The sequence below is a fragment of the Salinarimonas soli genome (genome assembly GCF_008386575.1).
GTDB lineage: Bacteria > Pseudomonadota > Alphaproteobacteria > Rhizobiales > Beijerinckiaceae > Salinarimonas_A > Salinarimonas_A soli.
The window spans coordinates 1-18,554 of record NZ_VUOA01000015.1; the positions used below are offsets into that span (position 1 = coordinate 1).

Annotated in this window: 16 protein-coding genes; 10 read left to right on the forward strand and 6 right to left on the reverse strand. The window is 71.9% G+C overall.

Annotated features, from left to right (window positions below; genetic code table 11):
- Positions 1-222: 222 nt before the first annotated feature.
- Both F0L46_RS06430 and F0L46_RS06435 read left to right on the forward strand, forming a co-directional pair.
- Positions 223-960 (forward strand): phosphodiester glycosidase family protein, encoded by a 738-nt coding sequence (locus F0L46_RS06430; RefSeq protein WP_149816235.1) that lies wholly within the window; start codon positions 223-225, stop codon positions 958-960.
- 101 nt (positions 961-1,061) lie between these two features.
- Positions 1,062-2,528, forward strand: a complete 1,467-nt coding sequence (locus tag F0L46_RS06435; protein ID WP_149816236.1) for a sensor domain-containing diguanylate cyclase — start codon at positions 1,062-1,064, stop codon at positions 2,526-2,528.
- 108 nt (positions 2,529-2,636) lie between these two features.
- On the opposite strand, the gene F0L46_RS06440 is transcribed toward F0L46_RS06435, so the two are convergent.
- The 5 genes from F0L46_RS06440 to F0L46_RS06460 form a co-directional block, all read right to left on the reverse strand.
- Positions 2,637-3,080, reverse strand: a complete 444-nt coding sequence (locus F0L46_RS06440; protein WP_149816237.1) for a DUF2934 domain-containing protein — start codon at positions 3,078-3,080, stop codon at positions 2,637-2,639.
- 150 nt (positions 3,081-3,230) lie between these two features.
- Complete coding sequence (locus F0L46_RS06445; protein ID WP_149816238.1) at positions 3,231-4,109, reverse strand: hypothetical protein; 879 nt, start codon at positions 4,107-4,109, stop codon at positions 3,231-3,233.
- A gap of 42 nt (positions 4,110-4,151) precedes the next feature.
- Positions 4,152-4,841: a trimeric intracellular cation channel family protein gene (locus F0L46_RS06450; RefSeq protein ID WP_149816239.1), complete on the reverse strand. Its 690-nt coding sequence runs from the start codon at positions 4,839-4,841 to the stop codon at positions 4,152-4,154.
- A 28-nt stretch (positions 4,842-4,869) separates the two neighbouring features.
- Positions 4,870-6,243, reverse strand: coding sequence for an FAD-binding oxidoreductase (locus F0L46_RS06455; RefSeq protein WP_149816240.1), 1,374 nt, complete (start codon positions 6,241-6,243; stop codon positions 4,870-4,872).
- An 81-nt stretch (positions 6,244-6,324) separates the two neighbouring features.
- Entirely contained in the window at positions 6,325-6,504 is a 180-nt protein-coding gene (locus F0L46_RS06460) for a hypothetical protein (RefSeq protein WP_149816241.1), read from the reverse strand.
- Between the two features lie 225 nt (positions 6,505-6,729).
- Between F0L46_RS06460 and F0L46_RS06465 the strand changes: the two genes are divergently transcribed.
- The 6 genes from F0L46_RS06465 (at position 6,730) to F0L46_RS06490 (ending at position 14,498) form a co-directional block, all read left to right on the forward strand.
- On the forward strand, positions 6,730-7,401 hold the full coding sequence (locus F0L46_RS06465) for a carbonic anhydrase (protein WP_149816242.1): 672 nt from the start codon (positions 6,730-6,732) through the stop codon (positions 7,399-7,401).
- Positions 7,402-7,412: 11 nt separating this feature from the next.
- The gene (locus tag F0L46_RS06470) at positions 7,413-7,832 is read left to right on the forward strand and encodes a hypothetical protein (RefSeq protein ID WP_149816243.1); all 420 of its coding nucleotides are present in this window, start codon (positions 7,413-7,415) and stop codon (positions 7,830-7,832) included.
- Between the two features lie 199 nt (positions 7,833-8,031).
- Entirely contained in the window at positions 8,032-9,762 is a 1,731-nt protein-coding gene (locus F0L46_RS06475) for an adenylate/guanylate cyclase domain-containing protein (protein ID WP_188311876.1), read from the forward strand.
- A gap of 28 nt (positions 9,763-9,790) precedes the next feature.
- Positions 9,791-12,148, forward strand: coding sequence for a sensor histidine kinase (locus F0L46_RS06480; protein WP_149816245.1), 2,358 nt, complete (start codon positions 9,791-9,793; stop codon positions 12,146-12,148).
- 3 nt (positions 12,149-12,151) lie between these two features.
- The gene (locus F0L46_RS06485) at positions 12,152-13,750 is read left to right on the forward strand and encodes an ABC transporter substrate-binding protein (protein ID WP_240539894.1); all 1,599 of its coding nucleotides are present in this window, start codon (positions 12,152-12,154) and stop codon (positions 13,748-13,750) included.
- Positions 13,751-14,012: 262 nt separating this feature from the next.
- On the forward strand, positions 14,013-14,498 hold the full coding sequence (locus F0L46_RS06490) for a DoxX family protein (protein WP_149816246.1): 486 nt from the start codon (positions 14,013-14,015) through the stop codon (positions 14,496-14,498).
- Positions 14,499-14,510: 12 nt separating this feature from the next.
- Here F0L46_RS06490 and F0L46_RS06495 read toward each other — a convergent pair whose 3' ends face one another.
- Positions 14,511-16,145: a thiamine pyrophosphate-binding protein gene (locus F0L46_RS06495; protein WP_149816247.1), complete on the reverse strand. Its 1,635-nt coding sequence runs from the start codon at positions 16,143-16,145 to the stop codon at positions 14,511-14,513.
- A gap of 355 nt (positions 16,146-16,500) precedes the next feature.
- Here F0L46_RS06495 and F0L46_RS06500 point away from each other — a divergent pair, with 355 nt between their 5' ends.
- Entirely contained in the window at positions 16,501-17,454 is a 954-nt protein-coding gene (locus F0L46_RS06500; protein WP_149816274.1) for an MDR/zinc-dependent alcohol dehydrogenase-like family protein, read from the forward strand.
- Positions 17,451-18,479, forward strand: coding sequence for a Gfo/Idh/MocA family protein (locus F0L46_RS06505; RefSeq protein WP_149816248.1), 1,029 nt, complete (start codon positions 17,451-17,453; stop codon positions 18,477-18,479). The genes F0L46_RS06500 and F0L46_RS06505 overlap by 4 nt, the downstream gene beginning before the upstream one ends.
- Positions 18,480-18,554: the final 75 nt, after the last annotated feature.

An 18,554-nucleotide genomic window follows, 5' to 3' on the forward strand; every position in this document is an offset into this window, starting at 1 on the left:
GCGAAAACTTCTCTTTGGCCATCGCTGGTTCCCTGACGCCTGTGCGTGAGATGAGGCTGAATGCGCGGCCCCGATACAGCTCTTTGCTCAGCTCTTCAAGAGCCACCGCGCGCGCGCTCTCCATCGAACCGCTCGCAGGAGCCGCCTTGGCGGACGGGACAGGTCCGCGCCTCTGGTGTATGGCAGAAGCCCATCCAGCCCACCGAGGCCCACGCCGACCCGATGCGACCGACCGCTCTCGCCCTCGTAGGCCTCGTCCTCGCAGCGACCTCCGCGGCCGCCCAGGAGGCGCCGTGCCGCGCGCTCGTCCATGAAGCCGTCGAGTTCCACGTCTGCACCGCCGACCTGCACCGGGACCGGGTGCGGACGTTCTGGCAGGGACCGGACGGCCAGCCCTACGGCACCCTCCCCCGCCTGCCCTCGCGGGACGGCGGCGCCCTCGCCTTCGCGGTGAACGGCGGCATGTATGACGGGCATGCCGCGCCCGTCGGGCTCTACGTGGAGGAGGGCCGCGAGCTCAAGGCGGCGAGCCAGGCCAACGGGCCGGGCAACTTCCACATGAAGCCGAACGGCGTGTTCTACGTCGCCGGACGGACCGCAGGCGTCATGGAGACCGGGCGTTTCGTCGCCTCGCGCATCAAGGCGGACTTCGCCACCCAGTCCGGGCCGATGCTCGTGCTCGACGGGCGCATCCACCCGCGCATCCGTGCCGACGGCACCTCGCGCAAGCTGCGCAACGGCGTAGGCATCCGCGACGGGAACACGATCGTGTTCGCCAACTCGGAGCGCCCCGTCACCTTCCACCACTTCGCAACCCTGTTTCGCGACGTGCTCGGCTGCCGCAACGCGCTCTTCCTCGATGGGGGCACCGCGTCGAGCCTGCTTGCCCCAAGCCTCGCGCGTGCCGACGGCCTGGTGCCGCTGGGGCCGATGATCGGTGTCTATCGCCGGGACCGCTGAGGGGCGCGGCGGTCCGCTCGCGGACCGCGAAGGACTCGGAGCTTCGCGTTAACCGGCTCTCAGGACCATTCTGCGAGGGTGGCCGGATTGCAGGGCCGCTCATGTTTCGCGAAATCCACGACGACAGAATCGAGCAGCGCGCGGCCGCGCCCGAGATCCGGGTGCTGCTCGAAGCCTATCGTGCGTCTCATGCGCGGCACGGCTTCGCGCGCTACGCGGATCTCGGCCCCGAGGCGCGCCCCGATCTTGCCGGCGACCTCGTCGTCCTGCGCCCGATCAACCGCACGAACTTCCGCTACGAGGCTTATGGCGAACGCATCGCCGCCGTGACGGGGATCAGCCTCACCGGGCAGACCCTCGATTGCCTCGGAGGCGAGCTGCGGCGCTTCTACCGCGAGACCTACCACCGCGCCATGCGGTCCGGGCTGCCGCTCTACACGATGCACCGGTCGACCTACGCGCTCAACGTCTATGCCTGGGAGCGCCTCGTCGTCCCGGTGATGGACGAGGCCGGGCAGCGTCTCGTGGTCGTGCTCAACAAGCCGCAGGAGCTGCGCGACAACCTGCTCAGCGCCGTGCTCGCCGCCTCCCGCGACGGCATCCTGGCGATGCGCACCAAGCGCGACGAGGCCGGCGAGATCGTCGATTGCGAGATCGTCACGGCCAACACGCGTGCCGCGGAGATCTGCGGAAGACCCTGCGACGCCCTGGTGGGATCGTCCCTGCTCACGGCCTTTCCGGGGCTCGTCGAGGCGGGCTTCTGGGATCTCTACAAGCGCGTGATCGTCGAGCGTACCACCGAGCAGTTCGAGGCTCCTTATGCCAGCGACGGGATCGACGGCTATTTCCGCGTCACGGCGGTGCCCCTCGACGACGGCTTGACGCTTTCCCTCACCGACATCACGGAGCTGAAATCCGCCCTCCACGTCGCGGAGGAGCGCAACGGGGAGCTCGAACGCGCCGTCGCGGCGCTGGAGGCCGCGCGGGTCGAGCTCGCCCTCGAGGTCAGGGCCCGTCGCACGGCGGAGGGCGAGCTGCGCCGCATCGCGACCCTCGACCACCTGACGGGCATCCTCAACCGGCGCGGCTTCGACCGCCGGGTGCGCGACGAGACGGAGCGTTGCCGCAGGACCGAGTGCGCGCTCAGCGTCATCGCGATGGACCTCGACCACTTCAAGTCCGTGAACGACCGGCGCGGCCACGCAGCCGGCGATGCGGTCCTCGTCCAGGTGGCGGAGATTGTAGGCGAGGCCCTGCGGCCGGACCTCGACGCCTTCGGACGGGTCGGCGGCGAGGAGTTCATGATCCTGCTCGCCGGCACGGGCCCGCAGGCCGCCGCGGCCCTCGCCGAGCGCCTGCGCCAGCACCTTGCGGCAACCCCGGTGCAGGTGGGCTCGGAGCGCTTCACGATCACGGCGAGCTTCGGGGTCGCCTCGCTGGGAGGGGGCTTCGACGCGGAGCGGATGCTCCTCGATGCCGACGGAGCGCTCTACAAGGCCAAGCGCGCCGGCCGCGACCGTGTCGTGACCGCCGAAGCCGCCGGCCGGCAAGCAGCCGCCGTCGCCTGAACCACAGCCGTCCTCAACCGGGCACGTCCCACGCCGAACGGCCCGCCGCGGAGGCGATCCTCCGGGGCGGGCAGGTCGAAGCAGACGCGGCGTCGGCCGCGGGTCGTGTCAGGCCTTCGCAGAGGCCCTGGCGCGCCGGGGCTTCGCCTCGGTGTCGGATCCCGTGGCCGACGCGGCGCGGGAGCGGCCCGCCCGAGCCGGGGCGGCATCCTCGCTCGAGGCGGGCGCACGGCCGCGCTTCGGCTTCTCGGCCGGGGTCTCGCTCTCCTGCGCCGGCGCGGCGGCGGCGCCTCGCCCGCGCCTAGCCTTCGGAGCCGCGCCCTCGGCCGACGGAGCCTCCTCGGCGGTGCGCTTGCGGGAGGGCTTGCGGCCTGTCGTCGCGCTCGTGTCGGCATTGCCGCCCACTTCGGCCGCAGCCTCCGTCCCCTCGTCGGCGGACAGCTCGCGCTCAGCCTGCGCCCAATGGTCTGGGGCGCGTCCCTCGGGGCGGCCCTCGGCCTCCCAGATGGCCTTGGCCCGCGCCCGGATCATTTCTTCACGTGACGTCGTCATCTATGACTCCTCGCCCGCCGGCGGTCCCCACGATCTTTGGCGGGTTACTCGACCCCGGACGGACGCCCAACAACACGGCCAAGCCTGAATCGTTCCCTGCCACAGCGCAGCAAACCGTAAGTGGGCGATATCGTCCTTAACAAGCCTTGGTCAAGCTGCCGGGCCGGATCGCGCCCGGGTTTCGCGCGCCCGGGCCGAGCTGCGCATGGCGCGCCGGCGCTCGTCGAGGTCGGCGGCCCCGGGCAGGCGCCAGCCGCGGTGGGGCGGATCGTCGGACGGCTTGACGCGCGCCACCTCCCGCCAATCCGGCAGCCGCCACCGCCCCCAGGCGAAGACCTCGTCGCGCGGATGGGCATGATCGAAGACGGACGAAAGCGCCTCGTCCTCCGGAATGGCCTCGCCCACGTCCTCGAACACCACGACCCCGAACAGGTCCGTCGCCACCGGCCGGTCGAGGGGCGGCGGATCGCCGAGCGGCACGGGATAGCGGCGCTTGCGTCTTTCCGCCTGGCGCAGTGCCTCCTGCGGATCGGCCGCGCGCTCGGCCTTGCGCTGCCGGCGCGCCTCGGGCTCAGCGTAGCGGGCGGCCTCCTCGATCTCCGGCCAGGCGGCGCGCAGGCGCTCGAAACCCCGGAACGGGATCCGCCAGGCCTTCGCGTCGGCGTCCCAGCGGGCGAACGGCACCGTGCGCAGAAGATCGACCACCCGGCGGGAGTAGGGCGTGCGGACGGTGAGCTCCTCGCCCACCTCCAGGTAGGGGCTCGCCAGGGGCTCGAAGCTGAAGGCGTCGCGGCCCTTGTCGTCGGCGTGTCGGTCGAGGTCGGAGAGCTCGCGCGAGACCCACACGTCGAGCCGCGCCGCCGCCGTGGTGCCCGGCACGAACCAGCGCTCCTCCGACCTCCGCCACCGCGCCCGCGGGAAGGCCTCGCGGAAGCGGTCGAGAAGGCTGCGATCGAAAGGGAAGCGCACGAAGGCGCCTGGCCTCTCGCCGTCGGACGTCTCGATCTCGAACCCGGAAACCGCCTCCATGCCCGGCCTGCTCCGTTCACCGCCATCCACAAGGGGAATCCCTCAGGTGCGATTTCGATCCCGGCCGTCGTCCGGCGGCTCGCCCAGGCGCCGGACCTCGTCGGGGGTGCGCCCCGGACGCGGACGGTAGCGCGGCAGCGACCAGGCGCGCCGCAGCGCCGCGCCGCGCAGCAGCATGGCGGCCGTGAACCCGAGACCCGCCGCAAGCTCCCGCGGAGCGCCTGCCTGGAGGGCGAGCACGAAGGCCGCCGCCCCGAGCAGCGCCGCCGTCACGTAGATCTCGCGGCTGAGCACCACGGGGCTCTCGCCGCCCAGCACGTCCCGGATCACGCCGCCGAACGTGGCCGTGACCACGCCCATCGCCACCGCGACGACCGCCCCCGCCCCGACTTCGAGCGCCGTCGCGGCCCCGCTCACCGCGAAGAGGGCAAGCCCGACCGCATCGGCCCACAGGAGCACGCGGTAGCGCGATTGCGGGATGTGGGCGGTGGCGAAGACGAGGCAGGAGACGGCAACGCAGGTCACCAGCGATCCGGGCGCGCGCACCCAGAACACGGGCAATTGCCCGAGCAGCACGTCGCGCACGGTTCCACCGCCGATCCCCGTGGCCGTGCCCAGGAGCACGAAGCCTACCACGTCCATCTGCTTTCGCGAGGCGACGAGGGCGCCCGAGATCGCGAACACGACGATCCCGCACCAGTCGAGGACGGTGAGAACGGTCTGGACGAGCATGGGACGGCTCCGGCGCCGCCGGGACGCGTCAGAGAACCCGCCCCGGGTTGAGCAGCCCCCGCGGATCGAGCGCCTGCTTGATCGTCGCCATGAGGGCGAGCTCGGGCTCGGTGCGGCTGATATGGAGATAGGGCCGCTTGTTGCGCCCGATGCCGTGCTCAGCCGAGATCGAGCCGCCGAGCTCCGCCACGATGTCGTAGACCACGCCCTCGATCGACCGATAGGTCGCCGCGTCCATGCCCTGGCGGGCGACCGTGACGTGGATGTTGCTGTCGGCGATATGGCCGAAGGCGACATGGACGGCGTCCGGCCAGCGCTCGGGAATCCGCTGGCGCAGCGCCTCGATCGCCTCGGGCATGCGCGCGAGCGGGATGCTCACGTCGAAGCCGATGAGCTTCGGGAGATAGCGGCCGTACTCGTAGGGTGATTCGCGATAGGCCCAGAACTTCGCCCGGTCGGCCTCCGACTGCGCGACGAGCGCGTCCTCCACCGCGCCGCTCTCGTAGACCTCGGAGAGGAAGCCCGCGAAGGCGTCCGGCCCGTCCTCGCCCATGGCGACCTCGATCAGGAGGCAGAGATCGTGATCGGCCGCGAAGGGCCGCGCCAGGCCGCCGGGGCCCGTGGCGACGTCCATGAATTCGCGCCACATGCCCTCGAAGACGAGCAGGCGCCCGGGGAAGCGCCGCTCAAGGGCGCGCAGGACCTTCAGCGCCGCCGGGAAGCCGTTGACGGCGCACAGGGCCGTCTGGATCCCTTGAGGCCTGGGGTGCAGGCCGAGCACCACCCGCGTCACCACGCCGAGCGTGCCCTCCGAGCCGATGAAGAGCTGCGTCCAGTCGTAGCCCGCGTTGTTCTTGAGCATCTTGTTGAGCGAGCGCACCACGCGGCCGTCGGCGAGCACGACCTCGAGGCCGAGCACGTTGCGCCTGGCCATGCCGTAGCGCAGGACCTGGTTGCCGCCCGCGTTGGTCGCGATGTTGCCGCCGATCGTGCAGCTGCCCCGGGCGCCGAGATCGATCCCGCACATCAGCCCCGCCTCCTCGGCGGCCTTCTGGATCACGGCGAGCGGGGTGCCGGCGAGCGCGGTCAGCGTGCCGCTCGCCTCGTCGATCTCCTCGACGCCGGTCATGCGCTCAAGCGAAAGGGCGATCTCGCCCGTCTGCGGATGAGCCCCGCCGGCGAGACCCGTCATCCCGCCCTGCGTCACCACGGGCTGCCCGTGCTCGTGACAGATCCGTAGCGCGGCGGCGACATCGTCGGTCGTGCGCGGCAGGAGCAGGGCCTGCGGCGGAGTGGGCGTGAGGCCGCTCGCGTCGGCGTGGTTGCGGACGGGAATGTCGGAGCCCACCCGCACCCGGTCGGGGCCGAGGGCGGCAAGAAGGGCGCTGGTCACGTCGCTCATGGCAGGCTCCGCATCGCGCGCCGAAACGCCTGGCGCGCGATGCGTCGTAGCGGAGCGCGAGGGCGCCCCGCAAGCATACGATCAGGAATGGCCGCGCTGCTGGCCCGGGGTCGGATTGCCGGCCTGACCCTGGCCCTGGCCCTTGGCACCGCCGCCACCGGCATCGGCCTTCTGATGGCCGGCGTGCTCGCCGCCCTGGCTGTGGTCGGGCGTGTGCCCTTTGCGCTTCTCGCTGCGATTGTTGTGGTCGCGGGTGGTCATGGATGTCCTCCGCGCCGCGGATTGCGGCTTCAGCCGGACAAACACCGCCGGACCCGGGGCTGTTCCGACGGCCGAGCCTGCCCCATGGGCTCGCGCAAGGTCACTCGGGCTTGATTTCCCGGTCCATTGTCGTGAATTGATCGGGATCGGGGAACCGGCGCCGCGCGGGCGACTTGCCGCCACGCCGTTCCCGGCGGGACCGGCACGAGAGACAGGAACGCAGGGATGTTTCCGCAGCGATTGAACCAGGGATACCGGACCTTCCTCGACGGCCGTTTCGCCGACGAGCGCGCCCGCTATCAGAGCCTCGCGGAGACGGGCCAGCAACCCGAGATCATGGTCATCGGCTGCGTCGATTCGCGGGTCTCGCCTGAGGTGATCTTCAACGCGGCGCCGGGGGAGCTCCTCGTGGTGCGCAACGTCTCCAACCTTGTGCCCGCCTACGAACCCCACGGCAACAGCCAGCATGGCACCAGCGCGGCGCTGGAGTTCGGCGTCCAGGCGCTCAAGGTGAAGCACATCGTGGTCCTCGGGCACGAGCATTGCGGCGGCATCCGCGCCTTCGCGGACGAGCAGGAGCCCCTCTCGCCCGGCGACTTCATCGGCCGCTGGATGTCCCAGATCGCGCCCGCCGCCGAGAGCCTCGGGCCCCGCAACAACGGAGACAAGGAAGCCTATTTGCGCCGGCTCGAATTCGCCTCCGTCGAGCTCAGCCTCCGAAACCTCATGACGTTTCCCTGCGTGCGCATCCTCGTGGAGCGCGGCAGACTCGCCCTGCACGGCGCCTATTTCGGCGTGGCGAACGGGCGGCTTCTCGTGCGGGATCCGGGCACGGGACAATTCGAGCCGGTGGTCGCCGACGCGCCCGCGCGGCGCTCGATGATCCATTGCCGGTAGGAGCGCAGGCGATGGCGAGGCGGCGGTCGTCCCTGGGACTGTTCGGGATCTTCGGACGCTCGGCCGACCTGCGAGCGCTCGACGCTGCGCTCCACGCCGTCGACCTCCACCCGCGCGTGGTTCCCGAGGCGATCAAGCTCACGGCCGTGAACCTCCTGAAGGATCACGCGATCGGAGACGAGCCGGCCCCGCAGGCCTACCGGGCGGCGGCCGAGATCGTGGCCTATTGCATGCTCGGGCCCGAGCTGTTCGCCCGCGCCAACGGGCCCGACCTCTCCGGGCTCACGGAGCGCCGGATCGAGGCGGCGCTGGAGACCGGCGACAGTCTCGACGCTCAGCTCGTCCTCCTCACCATGCATGCCGGCACCATCCAGCCGGACGTCGTGGCGCGGTTCGACCTTCGGACCGGCGACGAAACGGCCGCTCCCTAAAGGCGGGTTTCTGCGCTAGACGGGGCCGGCATCCAGCCCCGGGCCGCCGAATGCGCAACGCGCCGCGCTGCTTCAGGCCTCCAGGCGCATTTTTCGTGCGCCACGACACATGACGAAATCACCGTGAAACAATCCCGTCGTACCAAAGCCTCGCCAAGGGAGGCCTGAGATGCTCGTCGCGCAACGTTCCCGATCGCTGATGGATGCGGCCCCGCGGCCGAACGCGTCCCCGCGTGGGCGTCTCGCCGCCATCCTCGTGGCCGACGTCCAGGGCTTCTGCAACCTCATCCGCTCGGACATCAACGGCACGGTCGCGCGCATCCAGGGCATGCGCGACACGGTGGAGCCGATCCTCACCGAGCATGGCGGCCGGCTCGTGAAGTCCACGGGCGATGGCTTCATCGCCGAGTTCACGAGCGCGTCGGAGGCCGTAATGGCGGCGCGCGCGATCCAGGCGGCGCTCGGCGGCGCGGCGGGGCCGGCGCTGGCGCTGCGCATCGGCGTCAGCCTCGGCGAGGTGATCGTCGATGCCGACGGCGAGATCTTCGGCGACGCGGTGAACCTTGCGGCGCGGATCGAGCCGTTCGCGGGCGCGGGCGGCATCGTCGCGACGCAAGCCGTGTGCGACCAGCTCGCGGGCCGCCCCGACCTCACCTTCGAGGATATGGGGCCGCACCGGCTCAAGGGCTTCGAGCAGCCCATGAGCCTGTTCCGCCTCGCCGACGGGAGCGCCGTTCGCGCGCTGCCGCAGGCCGACGCGGCGCCTCGCCTCTCCGCCCTCGCCGTGCTGCCTTTCCGCGCGATCTCGTCCGATCCCTCGGCCGCGCTCCTCGCGGACGCGGTGACCGAGGACCTCACGACCTGCCTTGCCCGCACGCCGGGCCTCACCGTCATCGCGCGCTTCTCCGCCGCGGCCTATGGCGGCGCGGGCCATGATCCCGTGCGCGCCGCGTCCGCGCTCGGCGTGCGCTATCTCGTCGAGGGCGCCATCCGGGGTCTCGGCGACCGGGTCCACGTGAATGCCCGTCTCGTCGACGTGCGGGCGGGCGCGACGCAGGCGTGGTCGGGTGCCTTCGAGTTCGCGGTGCCCGAGCACGGCGGCGTGGAGCCCGAGATCGCCCGGCGCATCGGCGCCCGCATCGGCGTCGAGGCCATGCTCGCCGAGATCCGCGGCGCCCAGGAGGCTGGCCCCGTCGACCGCGATCCCTGGCACCGGGTGCGCAGCGCCTACGCCACCCTCCTGCAGCAGGGCTGGAGCGCCGGCACCCTGCAGGGGGCGGCCGATCATTGCCGGGCGGCACTCGACCTCGACCCCGCCCTCTCGCTCCCTCGCGCGATCCTTGCCCTCAGCCTCGCGCTCGGCCGCCGCTTCGGCGTCGAAGCCGACCAGGCCGGAGCGCCCGACGCCGCCTGCGAGGCCCGCGCCGCCGTCATGGCCGGCCCGCGCGACGCCGAGACCTTGAGCTTCGCGGGCTTCGCGCTGACCGAGCTCGGCCACGACGACGAGGGCGCCGCGATCCTGCGCCGGGCGGCCGATCTCGACCCGGGCAACGCGCAGGCCTTCGTGGCGCTCGGCGCCCACCTCTTCGCCCGCGGCGAGTGGGAAGCGGGGCAGGCCTGCCTGCGCCGGGGGCTCGACATGAGCCCGCAAGATCCCCGCCTCGCCGTCTGGCGCAGCCTGCTCGCGAGCCGGCTCCTCATGGCCGAGCGGGACGACGAGGCCCTCGTCGAGGCCCATGCCGCCATCGAGGCGGATCCCGGCTTCGCGCCCGCCTGGCTCGTCCTCGCCGCCGCCTGGCGCGGGCTCGACGACGACGCGGCGGCGGGCGCCGCCCTCGCCCAGGCCCTTCGCCTGCAACCGACCATGACGCCCGACCAGGCCGAGATCTGGGGCGGACGGCAGGCCGCCGACCTTCTCGGCAGGCGCTGACGCGAGCGGGCACCGGACGAACCATCGCATGAGGATCAGATCGCGAGTCGCCCTGGTGGGCGGCATTCCCATCACGGTCGCGGCGGCCATCGCCGTCGTCGCCTGGCTTCTGCTCGGCGAGGCCGACCGCGCCCGCAGCGGCGCGGCCCATGCGGGCTCCATCTACCGCGACCTTCTGGGCACCATCACGGAGCGCAACACCTTCATCGGCGCGGTTCCGGCAAGCCGCTCGCAGAACTCCCTGCGCTTCGAGGCCTTCGCGGCGAGCGCCTCGATCCGCCTGCGGGCGCTCCAGGAGATCGCCCGCGACACGTCGAACCGCGCCGTGGCCGAAGCGACCGACGTCGCCCTGGTGCGCTATCGCGAGCAGATGCGGACGCTGGCCGACGTCACGGCCGGCAACGACCGGCTGATCGCCGAGATGGCGAACCGCGCCGAGGCGCTCATCCGCCTCACGGATCAGGCCCGCGAACGCCAGCACGCCTCGAACAGCGACATCATCGCCTCGCTGGCGGAGGGCGACCGCAAGCTGCGCATCGCGCGCGACGTGGTGGACCATGCCCACGAGCTGCGCGCGGCCATCGGCGCCGTGGCCCTCGACGACAAGACCGTGGAGGGCGCGGCGCCGGGCGACGCGCGCCGGACGGTCGAGCGCCAGCTCACCTTCTCGGTGGCCCGCATGCGCAACAGCGCCGGCGAGCTCGTGAGCCTCTTGCGCAACGACGGGCGTGAGACGGCGGCCGATACGCTCGAGGGTCTCATCAAGGCTTACGAGGGCGAGATCGCCCGGTGGATGGGGGACGAGCGCGCGCCGCACGACCGCGGCCCCCAGCAGCGTCTCGCCGACTGGGCCGAGCGCACGATCAAGATCAACGCCACCGAGTACCGCGCCCTGCACGAGGAGGTCGCGCAGCTCCTCACCTATTCGGTGTCGGCGGCCGAGACCGAGCAGGCGACGCAGAATATCGCCATCGGCAGCCTGAAGCTCAGCCGGCGCAGCGCCGAGGCGCTGGCGGGACGCGACGTCGCCTCCGTACAGGCGATCCTCGACGAGAGCCGCACGCTGTCTGGCACCGTCTCGGCCCTGCCGATCTCGCCCCTGATCCAAACCGCCATGGTCGACGCCATCGCGAGCTGGCGCGACGGGCTCGCCACCACGGGCGAGGGGCTGCGGCGGCAGAACGGCATCATCAGCGAGATGGACTCCATCGCCGTCGACATGATCGACCGCGCGAGCCGGCTCAACGACATCTTCGCCCACGACGCCGACCGGATCGGCCAGTTCGTGCGCAAGATGCTGGCCTTCGGCGCCGCGGTCGGCCTCCTGCTCGGCGCCTTCACGGCCTTCCTCGTCGCCCGGTCCATCACGGAGCCCCTGAAGCGGCTGCAGGAGCGGATGCTGCGCCTCGCCGAGGATCCCGCCGCCGGCCCGATTCCGGAGGCCTCGCGCCGCGACGAGCTCGGCGCTATGGCCCGGGCCGCGAACTTCTTCGTGCTGGAGCTCGGGCGGCGCGAGAACGAGCTGCGCAAGGCGAAGAACCGCGCCGACGCCACGCTGCTGGAGCTGCGCGAGACGCAGGCGAGCCTCATCCAGGCCGAGAAGCTCGGCTCCCTGGGCCAGCTCGTGGCGGGCGTGGCGCACGAGATCAACACGCCCCTGGGGCTCGCGCTCACCATGTCGACCTCGGTCGACGGCGAGGTGCAGCGCTTCGCCGAGCGCAGCCGCGACGGCCGGCTCACCCGCTCGGACCTGAACCGCCTCGTCCAGCGTCTCACGGAGGGGTCGAAGCTCCTGCTGGGCAACCTCGTGCGCGCCATCGACCTCGTGCAGAGCTTCAAGCAGGTGGCGGCCGACCAGGCGAGCGGCGAGGCGCGGCGCTTCGAGATCGCGGCGTGGCTCGGCGAGATCCTCACGAGCCTCGGGCCGGCGCTGCGCAAGACCCCGCACCAGGTCTCGGTGTCCTGCCCACCCGACATCGTTCTCGAGACCTATCCGGGCGCCCTCGCGCAGGTGGTCACGAACCTCATCATGAACGCCGTGACGCACGCCTTCCCGGGCGACCGGGCGGGCTTCATCGAGATCAAGGTCACGCCCCTGCGCGAGGGAATGGTGCGGATGACGTTCCGGGACGACGGGGTGGGCGTCAGCCCCGCGAACCGGGCTCGCCTCTTCGACCCGTTCTTCACCACGCGGCGGGACAAGGGCAGCACGGGGCTCGGGCTCCACATCGTCTACAACCTCGTGACGGCGAGCCTCCAGGGCTCCATCGCCGTCGAGAGCGAGCCCGGTCGCGGCACCACCTTCATCATCGACCTGCCGCTGCGGGTGAAGTCGTCGGAGCCCGACGGCGCGCGCGCCGGGGAACCGGTCGCCGAGGGAGTCTGAACCATGAGCATGTCCCACCTGCGCAAGGCCGCGCTCGGCCTCCTGTGCGCGCTCTCCATCGGCCCGCTCCAGGCCAAGACGCTTGTGTTCTGCTCGGAAGGCAGCCCGGAATCCCTCAACCCGCAACTCGTCACGACGACGACGGGGATGAACGCGGCCCGGCCGATGTTCAACAACCTCGTCGAGTTCCGGCCCGGCTCCACGGAGCTGACGCCGGGGCTCGCCGAGACCTGGAGCGTGTCGCCGGACGGGCTGGAATACACCTTCCGCCTGCGCGCGGGCGTGCGCTTCCAGGAGAACGCCGCCTTCAAGCCCACCCGGGCGATGAACGCCGACGACGTGATGTTCTCGTTCCTGCGGCAGTGGAAGGAGGATCACCCCTACCACCGGGTCTCGGGCGGGGGTTACGACTACTTCAAGGACCTCGGCATGCCATCCGTGGTGGCAGGGGTCGAGAAGGTGGACGAGCGCACCGTGCGCTTTCGCCTGACGCGCCCCAACGCCCCGTTCCTCGCCAGCATGGCGATGCCCTTCAACGTGGTGCACTCGGCCGAGTACGCCGACGCCATGATGCGGGCCGGCACGCCCGAGCAGGTCGACCTCGCTCCGATCGGCACTGGCCCGTTCGCCTTCGTAAGCCTGCAGCGCGACGTCATGGTGCGCTTTCGCGCCTTCGCGGACCATTGGGCCGGGCGGCCGCCGGTCGACCAGCTCGTCTTCTCGGTCACCCCGAACCCTGCCGTCCGGCTCACGAAGCTGCGGGCGGGCGAGTGCCATGTAATGGCGTTCCCCAACCCCGCGGACGCAGCGCGCATCAAGGGCGATCCCGCGCTCCGTCTCCTCCAGCAGGAGGGGCTCAACATCGGCTACATGTCGCTCAACGTGACCATGAGGCCCTTCGACGACCCGCGGGTGCGCCGGGCGATCAGCATGGCGGTCGACAAGGCGGCGATCGTGGAGGCGGTCTATGCGGGCGCGGGCGTTCCCGCCAAGAACCCGATCCCCCCGACCCTGTGGTCCTACAACGACGAGATCCGGGACTACCCCTACGATCTCGCGGCGGCCCAGCGGCTCCTCGTCGAGGCGGGCTACCCGGAAGGGTTCGAGACGGATCTCTGGTACATGCCCGTGAGCCGGCCCTACAACCCGAACGGCCGGCGCATCGCCGAGATGATCCAGTCGGATCTCGCCAAGATCGGCGTGCGCCTCCGCCTCGTCACGGAGGAATGGGGCACCTACCGGACGAAGCTCCAGGAGGGCGCCGCGCCGATGGCCCTGTTCGGCTGGACCGGGGACAACGGCGACCCCGACAACTTCCTCAACATCCTGCTCGGCTGCACCTCGGCCCGGCCCGGCGGCAACAACATCCCCAAATGGTGCGACCCCGCCTATGACGGCCTGATCACCCGCGCCGAGGCGAGCCTCGACCAGGCGGAGCGCCGCGCCCTCTATCGCGAGGCGCAGGTCATCGCCAAGAACCAGGCGCCCTGGGTGCCCATCGCCCATTCCGTGGTGTTCATGGCGACACGCAAGGAGGTGACGGGCTTCGTCATGGACCCGCTCGGCCGCCACATCTTCACGGGCGTCGACCTCGCGCCTTGAGACGCCGTCTCGACAGAGGACTCACCCACCAACATCGTCCTGAGGTGCCCTGCGTAAGCCCGGCCTCGAAGGGCGCTCCAGCGATCTCCGGACGGCTGTGGCAAGGGGGTGCGTGCTTCGAGGCTCGCCGTCGGCTCGCGCCTCAGCATGAGGGGGAGATCACACGTGCTCCAAGCCGGACCTCTCGACTCGTGAGTTCACGGATCGTTCACCCTGAGCGGCGACTCTCGGGGCCGACGACGAACGATTCTCGGGGCGGATCATGACGGAGCGGACGACGAACGGCATCCTCCTGGCGGGGCGCCTCATCCTGGCGGGATGCCTCCTGCCCACCGCGATCGCGCGGGTGCTCAACCCGTCGGGCTTCGCCGTGACGCTCGCGACGGAGGGCCTGCCCTTCGCGACGGAGGTCGCGGCGGGTGCCGTCGTGATCGGGGCTGTGGGGCCGCTGGCGCTCGCGGTCGGCGTCCTGCCCCGCGCGACGGCTCTCGTGATGGCGGGCCACACCCTGCTCACCACCCTGCTGCTCCACCGCTTCTGGGAGTTCGGCGGCGTGTTCCGCCAAGCCGAGCACGCGGCCTTCCTCGCCGACCTCACGATCGTCGGCGCGATGCTGTTCTACATGCAGGCGGGACCGGGCGACTGGAGCTGGTCCGGCCTGCGCCGCCGCCTTTTTTCCGAGGGCGGCGGAGCTGAGCGCAAGCGGCCCGCGCCCCGCGGCGGCGGGCGGGCGCTCAAGGCCGCCTGACCCGGAGCGGCTTCAGCGCGGGCGCCGCACCACCGGCGCCGGCAGCCCCTCGATCATCACGTTGACGCAAGCCGGCTTGCCGCTCGCAAGCGCGCGCTCCAGGGCGGGCGCGAGGTCCGCCTCGCGCTCCACCAGCTCCCCATGCCCGCCCAGCGCGGCGACGATGGCATCGTAGCGCGTCGGCAGGAGCGTGCAGCCATGGGTGCGCTCCGCCCCATAGGAGCGCAGCTGGATCTGATGCTCGGCGTTCCAGCACGCGTCGTTGCCCACGACGACGACCATCGGCAGGCCGCAGCGCAGGGCCGTGTCGAACTCCATGACATGGAAGCCGAAGGCCCCATCGCCCATGATGGCGACGACGGGAGCGGACGGGTCCGCCCGCCGCGCCGCAATCGCAAAGGGAACGCCGGCTCCGATGGAGCCCGCGACACCATTGATCACGCGGCGGCGCGCCGAGGCGAGGCTCTGCCCCCATTGCCCGATCTCGCCGCCGTCGCAGATCAGGGCGGCACCGGGGTGGCGTTCCAGCACCCCGGCGACCGCCCGGCACATCGCGGCCGGATGCACGCCGCGCTGTGACGCGACACCGGCCCATTCCGGCGGACGGTACGCGACCGCATCCGCGACCTCGTGGCGCCATGCCGCGTCGCCGAACGGCGCTCCGGCCCGGGCGCACAGCTCACGGGCCGCGGGCGCGGCATCGGCGAGCGCGCCGAGCACCAGGCGCTCGCCGCGCTCCCGGGCGGCGCGGGCGATCAGCGCGGGATCCGGATCGAGCACCACGAGGCGGCAGGCGGGATCGACGGCGGGCGCCTCCGTGAACCGGATCGTGAAATCGTGCGGCTTGCCGAGCAGGACGAGGAGGTCGGCGCGCGCTAGCACCTCCGCGAAGGCGCCAAGGCCTGGATCGTTGATCCCGCGGGGGCTCTCCATAGCGAGCACCGGCACGCCGAGCACCCCGCGCAAGTCGTCGAGGAGCCCAAGCTGCGGCGTGTGGCACAGCATGGGCCCGGCGAGGATCAGCGGACGCGCGGCGGCCCGCATGGCGGCGAGCGCCGCGTCGGCTGCGAAGGCGCCGAGCGGCTGGACGGCCGGGGCGAAGGCTGCGGCGTCGGGCCATAGGCCGGGTACGTCCTCAAGGCTCTCCTCCAGCAGGTCGACGGGCAGGCTGACATGGACCGGGCCGGGGCGGCCCGACAGCGCGATGCGGACGGCGCGGGCGATGTCGTGGGCGAGGGTCGCGGCGGATGCGGCGGTCCAGGACGCCTTGGTGACGGGCGCCGCCATCTCGGCCTGGGCGAGCTCCTGGAAAGCGCCGCGGCCGAGCTCGCGCAGGCCCGCATGGCCCGAGAGCAGAACCAGCGGCGAATCCGCTGCCTGCGCCGTGCACAGGGCCGCCACCGCGTTGGTGTGGCCGGCGCCGCCCGTCACGAGGGCGATGCCGCATTGTCCCGTCAGCCGCGCGAACGCGTCCGCCATGTGGACCGCCGCCGCCTCGTGGCGGGTGTGGATCAGGTCGAGCCCTGTCCCGAGCGCTGCGTCGAAGACGGGCATGATGTGGTTGCCCGACAGGGTGAAAATCGTGCGCAGGCCCGCCCGGTCGAGGGCACGGGCGACGAGATCGGCGCCGCGGATGGTGGCAGTCATCGGTGGGGTGCGCTCCGTGCGGGCTTGGGCTCCGGCACGCTTATAGGGACGCGAGGCCAGGGGTGAAAAGCCATTCTGCCCAGACCGCATGGACGCCGATGCACCGGCACGGACCGCGAGGACGAAAACGGCCAAGCTCGAGCTTCGTTCCCGCATGGCGGGCATGCCCGGCCCCAAGGTGGAAAAGGCGGATTCGCAGGGGCCCTCGCCTCGCCGCTGCCCACGGCTGCGCTACAATGGGGATCAACCGTGTCGATCATCAAGGACCTGCATCAGCATGAGCGACGTTCTGGACGCACCGACGAGATCCGACGGGGGCAGCGGCCCGAGCCGGCCCGCCGCCGGGCAGGCGACCATGCGGGCCGCCGTCCTCACCGGCGCCGGGCAGGTGCGCATCGAGACCGTCGCGCGGCCCGAGCCGGGCCCGGGCCAGGTGCGCCTTCGCCTCGAGGGCTGCGGCGTCTGCGCCTCGAACCTCACCCCGTGGGCCGGACCCGACTGGATGACGTTCCCGACGAAGCCCGGCGACCTCGGCCATGAGGGCTGGGGCACCATCGACGCTCTGGGCGAGGGCGTGAGCGGCCACGAGATCGGCCAGCGCGTCGCGGCCCTCTCCTACAAGGCCTATGCCGAGTACGACGTCGCCGACGCCTCGGCCGTGGTCCCCCTCCCCGCCGCGCTCGCAGGCAAGCCGTTTCCGGGCGAACCCCTAGGCTGCGCCATGAACATCTTCCGGCGCAGCCGGATCGAGGCGGGGCAGACCGTCGCCATCGTCGGGATCGGGTTTCTCGGCGCGATCTTGACGCGGCTCGCGACCGATGCCGGCGCCCGGGTGATCGCGATCTCGCGCCGCCCCTACTCCCTCGACGTCGCGCGGGCCTTCGGCGCGGCCGAGACGATTCCGATGGAGGATCACCACGGCATCATCGAGCGGGTGAAGGACCTCACGGGTGGCGCGTTCTGCGACCGGGTGATCGAGGCGGTGGGCAAGCAATGGCCCCTCGACCTCTCGGCCGAGATCACCCGCGAGCGCGGGCGCCTCATCGTCGCGGGCTACCACCAGGATGGCCCGCGCCAGGTCAACATGTGGCTGTGGAACTGGCGCGGCCTCGACGTCATCAACGCGCACGAGCGCGATCCGGCGGTCTACGTGCAGGGTATCCGCGAGGCCGTCGACGCCGTGGCCTCCGGCCGCCTCGACCCCTCCCCGCTCTACACCCACACCTACCCGCTCGACCGCCTCGGCGACGCCCTCGACGCCACGCGCGACCGGCCCGACGGCTTCCTCAAGGCCCTGGTGACCCTGTGACCGCCGATACCCTCCCCGCTCCCGCCCAGGCCGCCGCCACGGCCCGCCCCCGCCTCGGCTTCCTCGGCGTCGGCTGGATCGGCCGGCACCGAATGCAGGCGATCGTCGAGACGGGCGCCGTCGAGGTGGCCGCCCTCGCCGACCCCTCCCCCGAGATGGCCCGCGAGGCCGGCGCCCTCGCGCCCGGCGCCGAGATCGTCTCGACCCTCGACGACCTCCTCGACGCAGGCGTGGACGGCGTGGTGATCGCGACGCCGAGCGCCATGCATGCCGAGCAGTCGATCCGGGCGCTGGAGCGCGGCGCGGCGGTGTTCTGCCAGAAGCCGCTCGGGCGCACGGCGGACGAGGTGCGGGCGGTTGTCGACGCGGCGCGGGCCGCGGACCGCCTGCTCGCCGTCGACCTCTCTTATCGCTTCACCGACGGCATGCGCCGCATCCGCGAGCTGATCGCGGGCGGCGAGCTCGGCGTGGTCTTCGCGGCCGACCTCACGTTCCACAACGCCTACGGGCCGGACAAGCCCTGGTTCTACGATCCCGCCCTGTCGGGGGGCGGCTGCGTGATGGATCTCGGCGTCCACCTCGTGGATCTCGCGCTCTGGGCCCTCGACTTCCCCGAGATCGCCGATGTCTCGGCCTCGCTCATGGCGGGGGGAGCGCCGCTGCGGGACCCGAGCGCGCAGGTGGAGGACTACGCCGTCGCGACCGTGACCACCACCACCGGCACCGTGCTGCGGCTCGCCTGCTCATGGCGGCTTCAGGCCGGGCGCGACGCCGTGATCCAGGCGGCCTTCTACGGCACCGGCGGCGGTGCGGCGCTCGAGAACGTGGACGGCTCGTTCTACGATTTCCGTGCCGAGCGCTTCCGCGGCACCGCCCGCGAGACGCTGAGCACCCCGCCCGAGGCGTGGGGCGGGCGCGCCGCCGCCGACTGGGCGACGCGGCTTGCCGCCGGCGAGCGCTTCGACCCGTCGGCCGAGCATCTGGTCACGGTCGCGCGGGTGATGGACCGCATCTACGGGCGCTGAACGCAGCCCTGTCGAAACGGAAAGGAACGTGGTCAAGGGCCCGTTAACCAGGATCGATCATGGTGAATCCCGGCG

Excerpts from the sequence above, each read along its gene's own strand:
- F0L46_RS06475 (WP_188311876.1), top strand. The coding sequence starts at position 8,032 with ATGGATGCGGCCCCGCGGCCGAACGCGTCCCCGCGTGGGCGTCTCGCC.
- F0L46_RS06495 (WP_149816247.1), bottom strand. The coding sequence starts at position 16,145 with ATGACTGCCACCATCCGCGGCGCCGATCTCGTCGCCCGTGCCCTCGAC.
- F0L46_RS06440 (WP_149816237.1), bottom strand. The coding sequence starts at position 3,080 with ATGACGACGTCACGTGAAGAAATGATCCGGGCGCGGGCCAAGGCCATC.
- F0L46_RS06430 (WP_149816235.1), top strand. The coding sequence starts at position 223 with ATGCGACCGACCGCTCTCGCCCTCGTAGGCCTCGTCCTCGCAGCGACC.
- F0L46_RS06460 (WP_149816241.1), bottom strand. The coding sequence starts at position 6,504 with ATGACCACCCGCGACCACAACAATCGCAGCGAGAAGCGCAAAGGGCAC.
- F0L46_RS06470 (WP_149816243.1), top strand. The coding sequence starts at position 7,413 with ATGGCGAGGCGGCGGTCGTCCCTGGGACTGTTCGGGATCTTCGGACGC.
- F0L46_RS06445 (WP_149816238.1), bottom strand. The coding sequence starts at position 4,109 with ATGGAGGCGGTTTCCGGGTTCGAGATCGAGACGTCCGACGGCGAGAGG.
- F0L46_RS06450 (WP_149816239.1), bottom strand. The coding sequence starts at position 4,841 with ATGCTCGTCCAGACCGTTCTCACCGTCCTCGACTGGTGCGGGATCGTC.
- F0L46_RS06500 (WP_149816274.1), top strand. The coding sequence starts at position 16,501 with ATGCGGGCCGCCGTCCTCACCGGCGCCGGGCAGGTGCGCATCGAGACC.
- F0L46_RS06485 (WP_240539894.1), top strand. The coding sequence starts at position 12,152 with ATGAGCATGTCCCACCTGCGCAAGGCCGCGCTCGGCCTCCTGTGCGCG.
- F0L46_RS06455 (WP_149816240.1), bottom strand. The coding sequence starts at position 6,243 with ATGAGCGACGTGACCAGCGCCCTTCTTGCCGCCCTCGGCCCCGACCGG.
- F0L46_RS06480 (WP_149816245.1), top strand. The coding sequence starts at position 9,791 with ATGAGGATCAGATCGCGAGTCGCCCTGGTGGGCGGCATTCCCATCACG.
- F0L46_RS06465 (WP_149816242.1), top strand. The coding sequence starts at position 6,730 with ATGTTTCCGCAGCGATTGAACCAGGGATACCGGACCTTCCTCGACGGC.
- F0L46_RS06490 (WP_149816246.1), top strand. The coding sequence starts at position 14,013 with ATGACGGAGCGGACGACGAACGGCATCCTCCTGGCGGGGCGCCTCATC.
- F0L46_RS06435 (WP_149816236.1), top strand. The coding sequence starts at position 1,062 with ATGTTTCGCGAAATCCACGACGACAGAATCGAGCAGCGCGCGGCCGCG.